The organism is Ornithinibacillus bavariensis (assembly GCF_018333235.1).
In the GTDB taxonomy this organism is placed as follows: Bacteria; Bacillota; Bacilli; order Bacillales; family Amphibacillaceae; genus Ornithinibacillus; species Ornithinibacillus bavariensis.
In genome coordinates this window covers 152,173-166,131 of sequence record NZ_BORP01000006.1, presented here as the reverse complement: position 1 = coordinate 166,131, position 13,959 = coordinate 152,173, and the positions used below count along the sequence as shown (strand labels likewise).

Below are 13,959 nucleotides of genomic sequence, written 5' to 3'. Positions count from 1 at the left end.
TGTCCTTTGTTACCAATTGTTATTATTTATATTATCCTGTACACTAAAAATACACAGAAAGTTTTAAGGAGTTACTATAATGGAAAAAAGCCAATCATTACATGCTTATATAAAAGAGGAATTACTCAATCGAATAAAATCGAATGAATATAAAAAGGGAGAGAAAATCCCTACTGAGCTTGAGCTGTGTAGGGACTTTGATGTAAGTAGAACTACAGTAAGAACCGCCTTAAATCAGCTCACTCTAGAAGGATACCTAACAAGGCAGCAGGGTAAAGGCACCTTTGTAGCCGAACAAAAGCTAAAACAAACACTATCCCATACCGTGAAAAGATACAGTGATCAGGTAGCTGTTCAAGGCAAAAAGGCAGTAATTGAGCTTATCGCTATTAATGTCGTTCCGGCTAATGAGTTTCTAGTGAAAGCATTGGATGTTACTTTACAGGATCCTATCCAGCGAATTGAGAGAGTACGGAAAGCGAATGGCGAACCAACACAATATGAAATAGCGTATATACCATGGGATGTGGCACCTGGTATTACAAAAGAACACGCTGAGACATCATTGTATGGTTCCCTAAAGAATGACTTTAATGTTCACATTGCAAAAACAATTGAACATATAGAAATTGCCTTTGCTGATGAACGCTCTAGTACATATCTACATTGTGAAGAGGGCTTGCCATGCTTCTATATTGAAACCACCGCTGAAAATGAATTAGGCCAAATAATAGAATTCTCACGTTCCTACTTTCGCGGAGATAAGACAAACTTTATGATTGAGCGGAATTATCCGTTGGAGGGGTAGGGGTAGATTGTTTTCTATTTGTGGCGCGGAATACTCAGGGAAATGGAAGATGTTAATAGAATTGAGGCTGTAGATACGAAGGTGCTATCTATACGATCTAGTCCATAATTGTAATAACGTTTAGTGCGATACGATTTAGCTAGAAACCATTCCTCCCACTTTATTCGCTGTTTTAGAAAACTGCCGCTTGGCTGATTTTAATTTGAAGCTACATGCAAATGAGGATGACGATTATTTCGATTTTTTTATTCTGGTTGTGAGGTAATAGTTCTTGGGTGGGAGGGTCTTTTTTATATTACTTCACCTCCCTTACCTTTCATGCATTATCACCAATTACAATTTCATTATAGTATTTTTTACCAAATCTGTTTCTCAAACGAGTTGGATACTATAGAAAGTTTAGATTAATACTTACTTAATGGCTCAATAGGCGCTTACCTATTGAGCCATTTAAATTACTTATGATTATGTTAAATAACATATTCAACTTTTATTCTGATAGTTAGTAAACACTTTGCTAATAAGAAAGAACTCATTTCGACTAATTCATTTTCTTAGTATAAAATATATCCTTTTTATTTAACCAATATAACAGAATGATTGCGGAGCTTTAAAACCATCAATTGAATCATAAGGAGATATAGGTTCATCATACAAGATAGCTTCCTTAATTTTAATTGCATATCCCTTATCCTTATCTTGAAAATAAGACTTAAAATAATCATAACTAATACCTGAGTATTCTTGTGTTTCTGACCATAATAATTCAATATTTCGATCAATTATTTTGTCAATTATTAACTCCCCTACAATTTTACCCTCAGGTTTAGTACTATAAACTATTATACTCTCTACATCTTGGCGTTTAAAAATACTTCTTCTATATTCATACTTTTTTTCACCTGAGAATATTTTATGTACAAATTCAGGCTTGATTGACAATAAAACTTTCATTTATACCACCTAATTTAACTATATTATTAAACTGATAATCTTCAATTGACATTATACCCCAGTACTCATCCCTGTCCAAACCACAATCTTCGATAAGAGTTTTTCTTATGAGTCTTTTTTCCATAGCAAGGTTGTAAGTCATTTTTAAAACTACAAGATTTTCCTTAGCATACATCTTATGAAGTTCTTCATCACTAAATACGCTATGTTTTTTACAATAACTATAGTAACTTTCGAAGTCATTAAAATCACTTTTTAACTTCTTATCTTCAACTACACAAACAGATGTTGCAACTGACCTATATTCAGCCGGCCCCTTTTCATCTTTTGTTCGATAAATTACTATTATATCACCTTTTTTAATTGAAGCGGCACGTTTCATGAAACAAATATATATTTTTTGGATACTATTTGTATGGGACACATCCTTAACTAAATCGTAACTCTCATTATCTAGTATAGAATCTGGGAACATTTTAGTATGATATTGTGGATATATTCCTAATAAATATATTTTATTATTACTAGTTTTTACAACAGGGTAGTCTTTAACTATATCACCAGTCAATTCATCGAACCTTTTAAACATCATATTTTCTATGCCATTTTTTGTTTTCTTTTTCCCCTTTATCGTGAAACCATACTTTTCTAAAAGGGCTATCAGACTTTTGTGTTTTGGGAAAACGGTTACATATAATTCCTTGATATCATTATCAACAGCATGATCTATTGCTTTTTTGATAAACCTCTCCCCTAGTTTAGTTCCGTGTGGGTTTATTTTTAATGTACCAATCTTTATTCTTTTTTCAAAAGGGAATTGTGGGTCTGTATCTTTTAATTCTTCAGCTTCAATTTTCAAATATAAAAAAGCTTGAATTCCTTCATTGTTTTCATAGTAATATGCTTTTTTGTTCCCTTTGCTTCTAAACCAGTCTTCAAATTCCTCATAATCTTGTTTTAAAGAATCGAAAAAAGGATCATTTAAATTAATATTTTTAAAATAATTGTACTTTAGAAAACTATCTTCCATCAGAATGCTCCTTCCATATTTTTTACAATATTCTACAATTGAACTCCGAAATCCTTCTTTTTAGAATTTTATATTTATTTAGTTTACAAAAAAAGGAAACTTATCTAAGTAACCTCATAAATACTCTATTATAAAACTAAAGACAACATATTCTTCTCTTTGCTCATAATCCGTAATCTATGTAATCTTGCCACTAATACTTCTACCTGTAAATTGTAAAATTTTATCGTCCCATTCATTCAGAAAAATAATGTCTCCTATGCAAAAATCACGATCATTCTTTCTTATTTCAAATGGTTTTGTCCTATCAAGTACATAAGGAAAGAACTCCTTATTTATTTTCAAATTATGTTCCATTATAATTACATCCCTGTTTTTTAATAAAATTTATTAAATCATTAAATGGTTCAACTTCATCATAAATAAACATTTTAACATTTTTAATCTTAGAGTAATTATACGCTCTTTCTACTTCCGTCTCTTGCAACTCCCTAATTAATTCTAATGAGTAATCTACTTTATCTCTAGATAAAAGACGCTCTCTTAAAACCTCAGGTTTATGCTTCATAAGAATAATACTTTTCATTTTAGTGTTATTAAAAGTAGAGAAGGGCAATGAAGTAACTTCCCCCTCTTCATTGAGCAAACAAAAATGTCCGTCTAGTAATAATATAGATTCTTCTATACTTAACTTTTTTAATTCTTCTTTCCATAATTCTTGATTATGCGAGATTCCTGCTGTATATTTATCTTCCTGTTTGAGATTATTTCCAGATTTCCTTATTAAATCACTAACCGACATACATTTTACACTCAATTTGTCTTTTATTCTTGCTCCTAAAGTTGATTTGCCAACTCCGTGTACACCAGCTAAAAAAATATACTCCATGCAAAACCACTCCCATTTATATAATATTCTATTAATAGAATATTAACATAGAGATTAATCTTCTAAATACATACAATTAATAATATAACTAAGCGTTATTTGTAGTACTGTTCTAGTGTGACCTATTACCTAAAAGTAATAGCGCCATTACTCTATCCCATGCTTACATCAGTATTAGAAGAATTTGGATTAATATTTACAAAATAACATTGAACAATCTCTAGTTACTATATTCTTATTTCATTCCGGCACATACACCCTCCTCAAAGGCAACATCTCCTTGACATCAAAAGGCATCTTCTCATACCACTCCACAACCATCCTCAACAGTTCATCCATTTCTATTAACCTAACAGAATATTGATTGGCAACATGTAATGCATTAGCCGTATATCCACTAGTCGATATAAAAAGACATCTTGCGTCCATTGGGTGTGCACCTAATAATTGTTGGATTTCTTTAGAAGAAGTTTTCCTTTTTCGATGCTTCACTTGAGTCTTTACAATTGGTTGTTGAAACCCCAGCGCATCCTTATAAGCTAGAATATTCACGCCGCCATCAGGACCCTTGGTACTTTCTCTAGTATAGTAACCCATCGCAATTAGTAATCCTTCAGCAAGCTTTTGCATTTCCCAAGGGTCAAGGCCAGTAATCTTTTCTTTAATCATCTCTATCTCAACATGTTCTTGAATGCAGATTTGCATCAACTCATTATAATCCCCAGCCCTAATCATCCACCATTTCGCCATTAAATCCCCTCCCCCTAATTTTTATATTTCTTTAGTATTTCCTCCATCTGTACAATGTCTTCCTCACTTACATTTTCCTTATGTATCCTTTTCTTACGCTTCCTCTCTAAAAACCAATCTGGTACAACCTCTTGGTTTTGTGCATTGTGATAATGCGAATTACTTCTACGCGCATTATTCATCGCTATTTCCTTAGCCTTCAACGTTTCCACCGATTCAATCCCCTGTTTTACCCAAGATTTCAATATCCCCTTCACATAACCAAATGTAAACTTCCCACGTTCTAGTGCTCGCTTCATCGCCTCCATGACAAAGTCATCACCATATTCATAAATCCATGACAATAGTTCCTCCGCTAGAAATGGACTTACCACTCCAAAGTTCTCTTGATAAAATACAATCGCATCAGATACCTCTACTTTTTCATTTCGTTTTCTTTCATTTTGTTTTATTTCTTTTTGTTTATTTAATAGGTTCGTTTGGCGGTCTATTTGGGGATTCCACTGTTGGTTCGGCTGAACGTTCGTCAACCGGTTAAAGTGATAGCCCGTTTGCTGGTTCTTGGTGTAGTCTGCCTTCTGCTTCCCATCTATTTCTTCAATTGCTGTCTTTTCTCCAAAGACAGCGCAATTCATCTTATACAATCGTTTCATTTTATAAGTTGGTGCCGCATTACGCCCGTTTGAACGACACTTTACTAATCCACGCTCTTCCAATTCCTTTCTCGCTCTTTTAAATGAACTATCAGTTAGCCCACCCTTTAACTTCAATACGGTAGCAGGCACCGTGAATTCCTCTATCCAACCTGCCTTATTGTTAATGTGCATTAGTGTATGCCATAAATTTACCGCTGAAGCAGACAATGGTTCTCTCTCCATCAAGTCATAAAAGGCATTAATCTCTTTAATATAATTCACCTATATATCTCCCTTTCTATTAAAGGGGTGAGGATAGCCCCACCCGAATCTATTTAGTTGAAAAGCCCTCGGAACTAGTAAGCAAATCGGAAGCCAGTAATTTCTTCTTAGCCTCCCGTGACCAGCTCTTTACTGCATCTACACTAACTCCCTCTTTTTCCGCAATCTCCTTTTGCGACAGCCCTTGAATAATAAAATAATTCACCCATTTCCACTGGTTTGTACTTAAAATCTCCTTTATCTCGTCCCATATTTCCGTATCAGCAACCTCAATACCTTCAGATGGTCGTAGTGGTACACTACTAATCGTCAGACGATTTCCATCCAGTTGTTCAATGGTTTCCTTCTGTACATAAGCCTCATTAATTTTCTGTTCTCTCGTCTTACTGCGAATCAAATCAATTAAGCGATTCCGAATTGTAAAATTAAAGTAAGTCGCTAGTGGTCCTTTATCTGGTTGATAGTTTTTATAGGCAAGCCACATCGCATAGAGTCCCTCTACATAGAACTCATTATGCGGATCTCTAATCTGTAGCTTGTGTATATGATAATAAATTCGCTTTTCATTCTGCTTAACTATTTCTTCGAAGGTGAAATCCTTATCCATCCAATACTCTCCTTCATAGTTTTATGTGTGCCGGCACGATAAGGATAGTTTGTCTGTTAGAAGTTGTCACATTGCCTAACTTTTAGATATGTGGCGGGAAAAAATGCGGTTTATGTTAGGGAGTTTAAATTTTGTTATATAAAAATCGTTCATCATTCAATTTTCGGGTAGGAACTTCAAGTTAGGTAGTTTTTTCAATCACTCAAATAAGAAATAATAAATTTACATATTTTGTAAAAATCCATACGTTCGTTTGTGGAGCATTCCCGATACTCCTATGAAAATTAGGTACAAAAAGGGATGTGCCCATGTGGAAAAAGAGCAGCTTAAGCTAATATCCGATCTTTTCGGTAATGAACTAAGAAAACATAGAATGGTTGATAGGGATATCACTCAGGAAAGATTCGCACAAGATACTGGCATTGGCCCTGAACATATTGGTGAAATCGAAAGAGGAGTTAAATTGCCTCGTATTGAAACGCTGTTAAGATTGCGTAATGCAGGAGTAGATATCAATCGTATTTTTGATCATATCATTAAGGAATTGAATTCCAGAGGATTGGATATTAGGAAAGAATAGAAAGAGAATTTTCAACTAATAAAGGAAGATAGGTTTAATGAGCAGGATACTCCCTCATTATGAAATAAACGAACGAACAATGGCCCTGTTGCCTAGTAATAATATTAGTTATGAAACAATTGCAATGGAAACAGATCAAACTTTATATATAGAGAAAACCCCTTTTGAGATTATCAAAAGGGGTTGTTTGGATAACTTTTGCTCTTTTGAAGGTAGACGGGAGTCGATTAAGTATCTTACTGGGTTCAGCCGAAAGGTTCCTATCCCAATAAGTATTTATAGAAATATTTTTGCCTTTCCAACACGTGCCTTGAAGGATTGGAAGTGTGGTTGGATATTTTATAATCATGTAGAGAGTATTGTTGAGGATGTCTCACGGTACCATCAAACTCTAGTAATATTCAAAAATGGAAATCAGATCAAGATGGATGTAACTATATTAGAATTACTTAAGCAATTGGAAAGGACCAGTTTAATCAAATCGTTGTCAAGTGGAGCTCTGAGGAGTTAGGTCACTAAAGAAAGGATTCCGTTCTATAATCTCTTTATAGGTACCTTTATCTTTTACAGTATAAATGGTATTAGGGTTGTAGCACTTTTGATGAATAACAGTATTTAAATTATCTAGGAAAACTTGATCGTTCATTTTGTATAATCTTTTGCAATTTGGACATCGTAATCGGTCGAAGTCGTGGTTCATTTTGTTACCTCTCTTCTATTATTACTATTAATAGTAGTTCAACAAATTCTTGTAATTTCCTTCTAGGAGAATGAGATTTATTTAATGTATTTATAACTTATTATTTTTTAGTAAGAGAGGTATTGATTGATTATTAAATTTTACTTCCTATAATTTGGTTCATCTTAGAAAGTAAATAAAAAACATTTGGATTTTATTCCAAATGCTGTTTTAATTAATCTATTCTCTTAAAAATCTATGCTTCCATCCGAAAGATATTACATGCTTCTAAAATTTTCTATAAAGAAGATGATACTTTGTTTTCTGTTTGTCTTTTCAATAACTATTATTCTTTTTTATATAAGAAGTTATTCTGATTGAACCTTACATCTCAAATTTGATTAAATTTACTTAAAAATGCACGAAATGATTAGCAATAAACCCGGTCAAACCTTTGATATAAAGCAATTTCTTCTAATAGAGTAAAATGGTTTGTAATTTAACTTGGCTTGAACTTAGCACGATAAATCAATGAAATAACCCAAGGATGTCCTAACTTAGCTCGCAGTATTTGCGAGCTTTCTTACTTCTATAATAGGCCACAGGTTTGGCTGGACACCTTTTTAATTTCTTTCATTCATGTATAAATAAGAAAAGACACCTAACGTCGACATTTCTTTTTCTAATTTATTACAAAACCCATCTACCCTTTTCTTTGTCCCATTTAACATAAGGTTCAAAAACATCAATAATACTCTTATATTTTGAACTAAGCTCAGCTAACCAGTTGTTTTGTATTATATATTCCATTAATCCGTCATCCATCAATTGCGTTGTAGTTAATGAACCTTTATTTTTAAGTTCAAATTTAACATGAGCGACAACATTCTCAACTATTTCATCAATTGTTTCTGCTTCAATTACTTCGTAATCTCTTTTTTCATTTATAAAAAATAAAATGGAATCCCCTTGGAGTGATTTTTTAGGACTTAGGATATTTTTAAGTGTCAGTTTTTTATATACATGAACTTGTCCTAAAAAGTGCAGACCATGTTTCTTCGTAATATTTATTAGCCTGTTCCATACATCTAAATTACTGTCATGAAAATATAGGCACATTATTTTTCCCTTTTTAAGCTTTTTGGTTGTTTTTCCAAAGCTCTGGTCAAGTAAATTAAAATATGATTTTTCATCTTTATCCCTACCCTTTGCATTGGATATAACAATTTCATCCTCTAGATTAAAGTTTAGGTCTAAAAATGGATAGTATAACTGCATATACTCAGAATATAACACTTGTCCTAAGTATGGAGGATCGGTTATGACTAAATCTATACTGTTATCAGGAATGTCATCACTATTAAGATGCTGAGTGCCTTTATTTAATATTAGGTAATTTCCATCATCAGACAGTTCTTTAAAATTTGATACTCGCTTTATTGTTTCATTGAAATTTTTATCAACAAAATCATACGAGTCATAAAATAACCGGATTCGTTTTTTAATTACATCAATAGCGTTTTTTTCTAAACAATTTTCCCTAGGCGTCCAGAGTGGCCATTGAGAATTAGATTTCAAATCTGTAATTTTTATCAAATGAAGTGAACTCATTAAGACGTATCTGATTATGTCCTGATAATTTCTGTCGTTTAAGCTAGCCTCATACCCTAAGATTTCATCAATAACACATAATGCTCTTGGTGTAAAAAGTGAAGCTACACTTTGTTCATTTTGAACTGCTAAACGACTATTTGGCACCATCACATAATCACGTATATACTTATAATCTTTATTTAAAGAAAATTGTTCAACATCAAAAATATCTGGCTCTTTTATATAGTTGATTCTGTTTCCTTGATGCTGATAGTGTATTTCCTTAATTATTGGTTCAGCGAATGGTGAATCTCGATCAAATATTACTTTCTTTACAATTCCATGATCATCATTTTCAGCTGACCATGTTTTATAATATTTGTTTAGTCCGTCTACAAACTCTTCAAATTCCTTAAGAAAATTATTTAGGCTCTCCATGTCTTCTACTTTACTTAACAGTGTATCAACAATGAAAATTGGTAGTTCGTTTATTTCCACACCTACTGACTTACGGTTTAGCAAAACCGATTCTATAACAGTTACACCCGAACCCATAAATGGATCGAATACAATATCGCCTTCTTCAGTAAGTTCTTCAATTAGCAAATCACTTATATTAAACGGCTTTTGTGACCAATACAAATGAGATTGATAAAGAGGGTTACGATTTGTTGGTTTTATTCCTGAAATCTTCTGTTTTAGTGAATATAAATCCATTTTTCATCCCCTCTTTTCTATGGTGTATATAGCAATAGATATTCGAGTACCTTCTTCGAATTGCTATTGCGATTATTAGAATGATTATAGTCTTGAGTATAATATTGAAAATCACCTTTAAATACATTTTTGCCATAGTCAATTAAATCGAATATGTTAAGAACATAACGATTAGTCGGTTGACTAACCGGATCAAAAGGATAAGCAAAACTAAATGCAAGTCCAATTTTTTTATCCTTACAAAAATCAAAAAGTTTTTTATGATAAACTATCGCCTTTGATTTCTGACTCAAAGGTGACTGGAATCTATTTTCGGTGTATAGACCCTTGGATAAATTACCCCTATACATTGTCATTTCTGGATACTGATAATTTACTAACGTATTTAGCAAGTGGAAATAGCGGGAATACTGCATATCTGTATATGGTGGATCAGCATAGATGAAGCCTACATCATTAAATAAATCCATTTTATTGAAAAACAGCTCGTCAAAAGTGTAATTAAAAACTTTATTGCCTTTATCCTCCGTTAAAAAGCTAATAGAAAAAAAATCTGTTACCTTTTGAACAAATTTTTCATAAATCGATACATTTCTTCTTTTAAATAATTTTTCCAAGTTATTACTCAATCCAAGTGGCTGCGCCATGTGACCGTCTTTACTAAAAACCGCTTCTTTCATTGCATAAAACAATGCTGAAAGGAGCATATTTTTAGTTTCAATATTTAAGTCAGCTTCCTCTATTGCAAACCTTATGCTGTCTATTTCCACTGATTGATACACGCCAAAATAATTCCCCGAATAGTAACTAGTAAAAAGGCAATAAAAAGGGAGTGTTCTTAACTTCTCAATAGTTACTTCCATATTATTTAAAACCACATTTTCCTTCCATACATTAGGGAAAGACAAATAAAACTGTTCGATCTCATCAAATTTTAATGACACTAACAATTCTTTTTCTTTATTAATCCAATCGTTATATACACTTATTAGTTTCTGCTTATTAAATTCGCTAAAACGATCCATTTCTTTTAATAATTCATCAATCTTATTTTTAGGCTGAAATTTTAATAGCGCATTTAGTATTACTGATGAATACTGTTCCGAATCATTTGCATATACCTTAAATCTATCTTTATAAAAGTATGAAACCGCTCCACTACCAGCGAATATGTCAAAGACTGCCTTATCTTTCGGAATATGGCTAGTTGTATATTCATCAATAAAGCTTAGCAAGTTGCGCTTACTACCTGGATAATTAAGTATTGGGAATTCATTTTTCATTGTTCCACCTCTTGTCTTCAAACTCTCATTATATCTTAAAATTCGACAACAATAAATCATTTTCCTTGTATTGATCATTCTCCTTAAATTTATCATACCATAGAATTCCACCCTCAGTAACAAATAATCGTTGCTAATTGAAATAAACTGATAACAACTTAAAATTTTGGAGTGTTTCAGTTGGATTACCAATTCAAAAAAATAGTTGATATGAAAAAAGATGAAGTTAAAGAACAGGTGTACACCAATATTAACTTTCTTATTAGACATTATAGGTGGTCTAAAAACAAAGATTTCTTTGAAAGTATTAGTGAAAAAACAGGCATTCCTTGTCGTACAATTTCTAGCTGGTACTACAAAGAAAAACTTCCAGAGCTTCATCATGCGGAAATAACTTTGCTAACAAGTAGCTTGAAGGTTCATTTTTCAGATTTTGTGTCCACAAATATTACTGAGGATAATATTTTACCGCAAAGTCCGGATGTTTTCATACCATCGAATGTTGCTAAACAAAACATTCTGAAACTCTTGATTGAGCATGACATTCAAAATCCAGACAAATTTGAGAGCTTCTTTGAAAGTAACTACTCAAGTAACTATTTTTATGTCCTACAAAGAAAGCGGAACCACCAAAGGAACTTGTCATGGACTTTTATTGTTACAGCTGCATACTATTTCAACATTAGTGTTGGTGATTTATTTAAAAATGAGGGGGATTAACATGGAGAATCACATTTCATACCAATCAATGGCTTCGAAAGCCGACCCAGAGGTAATTGAAAAAACCTTGATGTTAAGAAGGAAACTTCGTGATGTAAAAAATAGTGTACCAACCCTTTTAAAGAATCAATTTAATTTTAAGGGGCGGAAATCCCCCGAAATAGGAAAAATCATAATGGATACACTTACTGACTCTGACGGTATTGTTCTTGATCCTTTTATTGGTTCAGGCTCTTATATCATTTCAGCTAGCGAAAGTAATAAAAAATTCTATGGAAGTGAACTAGATAACTATACATTTGACGTAGTAAGTACTTTTTATCAAACAGCAAATTTAGGCCGTTTATTGAAGTTGTTTAATCAAGTTAAAGAACAATGCTTTGAAGAAATACGTTTTCTCTACGAAACCCGTTGCTGTAATAAAAAGAATTATATTAAGAAACTTCATTTTGACCCTGAAACCGACAATTATCTCAATCCTAAAGCACACCGTGATATAAAGGATGGAAAAAATATAATAATGCTCCATAAGTGTCCGGAGTGTGGAAATACCACAAAGCAGTTTGACTCATTTGATGAGCAAAAGATTAAATCCCTAGAAAAAAGTGATGTTTCTCAATTTCCAAGCCATAACCTAATAGAAAATAGTAGGATTAACATTACAAAAGGAACTGGCGCTGACAAATATGATACTAATTTTACAACCCGTAATAAATTAGCATTATTAAAATTACAAGAAGCAATTTCATCCTTACCAGAGTGCCACGAAAAGAATTTGCTCCAACATTTCCTAGTTGCTAGCTTGACCCTTTCTAGGATTGCGCAATATGGTTCTGGCTCTGAGTATATTTATCAGGTTATGCGTGAACAAGCCCAGGAAATGAATGTCTGGTATCTATTTGAAGAAAAGTACAACAAATTCAAGCAGTTTCACAAAAAATATATTGAAGAAAATGGTGAATGGCTAAAAAACAGTTTTACACTTGTGAATTCTGATTACAACGATTTTATGTCATCAACTTTCACAGGGGATAATAAGGTGGATTTGATTCTAACTGATCCCCCCTACCACGACCAAGTTCCTTATTTGGAACGAAACCAGTTATACCGTGATTGGCTATATCACTTCGTTGATAAATCTAAATATGCATTAAAAGGTGAACTCCTAGAAAAAGAAATCGTTGTTTCAAACGCACCAACCAGAAAGAGAGATAAAGATTACGATCATCATGTAAGTGATATTAACAAAATGTTTGGCGCTTTTAGCAGTAGCATAAATACCAACGGCTTTGTAGTATTAGCCGTAAACCTTGGACAGAAAAAGTATTTCGACTTGCTTTCTCAGTATATTTTAAAAGCTAGACAAAATGGGTTTGAATATATAACACGTATTGATAAGACAATATCTGACCCTACATTACGCAAGCAAGCAGCTTTTAAAAGCACACTTTCAAAAGAAATGTACTTGATCTTTACTAAGTTACCTGAAGACCAGAAATATTGGTTTATTGGTGATAAGAATGTAGAGTTTAGAATTAAAAGGTTTGTTTACAAGAAAATCCAAGAAAGCTCTGCACCGTATAGCTTAAGTAAGCTAATAATCGATATCGAAAGTGAAGTTATTAAAAATCGTACTACCGCAAATTCTCCTCAACAGGAAAGAGTTAAGCGGATAATAAAGGATAATTTTAAGATCGATTTTAAACATCACGTTTACCTTGATGAAGATAAACTCTATGTAGACCTTGAAGATTCTGAAACCTTGTTTGTAAAACTTTATGATATTATTCCTGTCATTATTGAAAATCTACTGGTAAAACAAAACAGTTTTTTCACTTTGGAAGATATCTATTTTGAAATAAGTGATAAGCTTTGCAATGGAGACCCTGGATTACTTGAGAAAATAATTGACTCAAAATCAAAAGAAGCAGATATAAACAATCTCCTTTTAAATTTTTGTGAAGAAACAGACCGTGGCTTTATCAGAAAAGAATCCTATAAAAATCAATATGGAGAAAACCTGATTGATCTAAGGACAATTGACCCTTACGGTTTGGAAGAGTTAATAAAACAGTTGCTAATTAAGGAAGGGTATCAAAATGTTGCTCGAATGGGTGGAGCTGGTGACCGAGGAGTAGATCTGGTTGCAACGAAATTGAATATACGTACTAACAAGCAAGAAAGGTTTATTTTCCAAGTGAAAAGATGGATTGGTAATGTTGGAAGTGAACCAATCCAACGTCTAAACAGCGTTAAAATGACCGACGGATTTACTCAGGGTATTTGTATTACTACTTCTGATTATACACAAGCTGGATTACAGGAAGGTAAATTGACAGGTGTAGAATTATTAAAAGGTTCTGAACTTCTTGCAATGCTAAACAAACATTTCCCTAATAAATATTACATTAGTGATATTAATAGGGGCTAAC

The 13,959-nt window shown here is 32.7% G+C and carries 14 protein-coding genes; 5 read left to right on the top strand and 9 right to left on the bottom strand.

All coding sequences use genetic code 11. The annotated features are described in order from the left end of the window. The first annotated feature begins 79 nt into the window (after nt 1-79). On the top strand, nt 80-808 hold the full coding sequence (locus KI338_RS14630; RefSeq protein ID WP_212921750.1) for a GntR family transcriptional regulator: 729 nt from the start codon (nt 80-82) through the stop codon (nt 806-808). Nucleotides 809-1,387: 579 nt separating this feature from the next. On the opposite strand, the gene KI338_RS14625 is transcribed toward KI338_RS14630, so the two are convergent. The 7 genes from KI338_RS14625 to KI338_RS14595 form a co-directional block, all read right to left on the bottom strand. Continuing rightward, nucleotides 1,388-1,762 carry an ASCH domain-containing protein gene (locus KI338_RS14625; protein ID WP_212921749.1) on the bottom strand — a complete coding sequence of 125 codons (375 nt, stop codon included), beginning with the start codon at nt 1,760-1,762 and terminating at the stop codon, nt 1,388-1,390. Beyond that, entirely contained in the window at nt 1,734-2,792 is a 1,059-nt protein-coding gene (locus KI338_RS14620) for a GNAT family N-acetyltransferase (RefSeq protein WP_212921748.1), read from the bottom strand. The genes KI338_RS14625 and KI338_RS14620 overlap by 29 nt, the downstream gene beginning before the upstream one ends. 177 nt (nt 2,793-2,969) lie before the next feature. Beyond that, nucleotides 2,970-3,149, bottom strand: a complete 180-nt coding sequence (locus tag KI338_RS14615; protein ID WP_212921747.1) for a DUF3850 domain-containing protein — start codon at nt 3,147-3,149, stop codon at nt 2,970-2,972. Continuing rightward, nucleotides 3,139-3,681, bottom strand: a complete 543-nt coding sequence (locus KI338_RS14610) for an ATP-binding protein (protein WP_212921746.1) — start codon at nt 3,679-3,681, stop codon at nt 3,139-3,141. Before KI338_RS14610 ends, KI338_RS14615 begins: the two co-directional genes overlap by 11 nt. A gap of 240 nt (nt 3,682-3,921) precedes the next feature. Beyond that, complete coding sequence (locus tag KI338_RS14605; RefSeq protein WP_212921745.1) at nt 3,922-4,431, bottom strand: restriction endonuclease; 510 nt, start codon at nt 4,429-4,431, stop codon at nt 3,922-3,924. A 14-nt stretch (nt 4,432-4,445) separates the two neighbouring features. Further along, nucleotides 4,446-5,348, bottom strand: coding sequence for a DnaD domain-containing protein (locus KI338_RS14600; RefSeq protein ID WP_212921744.1), 903 nt, complete (start codon nt 5,346-5,348; stop codon nt 4,446-4,448). A 49-nt stretch (nt 5,349-5,397) separates the two neighbouring features. After that, nucleotides 5,398-5,955, bottom strand: a complete 558-nt coding sequence (locus KI338_RS14595) for a sigma-70 family RNA polymerase sigma factor (protein WP_212921743.1) — start codon at nt 5,953-5,955, stop codon at nt 5,398-5,400. 310 nt (nt 5,956-6,265) lie between these two features. Here KI338_RS14595 and KI338_RS14590 point away from each other — a divergent pair, with 310 nt between their 5' ends. Together KI338_RS14590 and KI338_RS17945 are read left to right on the top strand one after the other, a co-directional pair. Then, complete coding sequence (locus KI338_RS14590) at nt 6,266-6,535, top strand: helix-turn-helix domain-containing protein (RefSeq protein ID WP_244853645.1); 270 nt, start codon at nt 6,266-6,268, stop codon at nt 6,533-6,535. 37 nt (nt 6,536-6,572) lie between these two features. Beyond that, on the top strand, nt 6,573-7,046 hold the full coding sequence (locus tag KI338_RS17945; protein WP_212921742.1) for a competence protein ComK: 474 nt from the start codon (nt 6,573-6,575) through the stop codon (nt 7,044-7,046). Between the two features lie 858 nt (nt 7,047-7,904). On the opposite strand, the gene KI338_RS14580 is transcribed toward KI338_RS17945, so the two are convergent. Beyond that, the gene (locus KI338_RS14580) at nt 7,905-9,524 is read right to left on the bottom strand and encodes a DNA methyltransferase (RefSeq protein WP_212921741.1); all 1,620 of its coding nucleotides are present in this window, start codon (nt 9,522-9,524) and stop codon (nt 7,905-7,907) included. Nucleotides 9,525-9,541: 17 nt separating this feature from the next. Beyond that, nucleotides 9,542-10,807 (bottom strand): DNA adenine methylase, encoded by a 1,266-nt coding sequence (locus KI338_RS14575; RefSeq protein WP_212921740.1) that lies wholly within the window; start codon nt 10,805-10,807, stop codon nt 9,542-9,544. A gap of 180 nt (nt 10,808-10,987) precedes the next feature. Here KI338_RS14575 and KI338_RS14570 point away from each other — a divergent pair, with 180 nt between their 5' ends. Together KI338_RS14570 and KI338_RS14565 are read left to right on the top strand one after the other, a co-directional pair. After that, nucleotides 10,988-11,527 carry a hypothetical protein gene (locus KI338_RS14570; RefSeq protein ID WP_212921739.1) on the top strand — a complete coding sequence of 180 codons (540 nt, stop codon included), beginning with the start codon at nt 10,988-10,990 and terminating at the stop codon, nt 11,525-11,527. 1 nt (nt 11,528) lies between these two features. Further along, nucleotides 11,529-13,958 carry a restriction endonuclease gene (locus KI338_RS14565; protein WP_212921738.1) on the top strand — a complete coding sequence of 810 codons (2,430 nt, stop codon included), beginning with the start codon at nt 11,529-11,531 and terminating at the stop codon, nt 13,956-13,958. The last annotated feature ends 1 nt before the right edge of the window (nt 13,959 follow it).

Excerpts from the sequence above, each read along its gene's own strand:
- KI338_RS14630 (WP_212921750.1), top strand. The coding sequence starts at position 80 with ATGGAAAAAAGCCAATCATTACATGCTTATATAAAAGAGGAATTACTC.
- KI338_RS14625 (WP_212921749.1), bottom strand. The coding sequence starts at position 1,762 with ATGAAAGTTTTATTGTCAATCAAGCCTGAATTTGTACATAAAATATTC.
- KI338_RS14620 (WP_212921748.1), bottom strand. The coding sequence starts at position 2,792 with ATGGAAGATAGTTTTCTAAAGTACAATTATTTTAAAAATATTAATTTA.
- KI338_RS14615 (WP_212921747.1), bottom strand. The coding sequence starts at position 3,149 with ATGGAACATAATTTGAAAATAAATAAGGAGTTCTTTCCTTATGTACTT.
- KI338_RS14610 (WP_212921746.1), bottom strand. The coding sequence starts at position 3,681 with ATGGAGTATATTTTTTTAGCTGGTGTACACGGAGTTGGCAAATCAACT.
- KI338_RS14605 (WP_212921745.1), bottom strand. The coding sequence starts at position 4,431 with ATGGCGAAATGGTGGATGATTAGGGCTGGGGATTATAATGAGTTGATG.
- KI338_RS14595 (WP_212921743.1), bottom strand. The coding sequence starts at position 5,955 with ATGGATAAGGATTTCACCTTCGAAGAAATAGTTAAGCAGAATGAAAAG.
- KI338_RS17945 (WP_212921742.1), top strand. The coding sequence starts at position 6,573 with ATGAGCAGGATACTCCCTCATTATGAAATAAACGAACGAACAATGGCC.
- KI338_RS14580 (WP_212921741.1), bottom strand. The coding sequence starts at position 9,524 with ATGGATTTATATTCACTAAAACAGAAGATTTCAGGAATAAAACCAACA.
- KI338_RS14575 (WP_212921740.1), bottom strand. The coding sequence starts at position 10,807 with ATGAAAAATGAATTCCCAATACTTAATTATCCAGGTAGTAAGCGCAAC.
- KI338_RS14565 (WP_212921738.1), top strand. The coding sequence starts at position 11,529 with ATGGAGAATCACATTTCATACCAATCAATGGCTTCGAAAGCCGACCCA.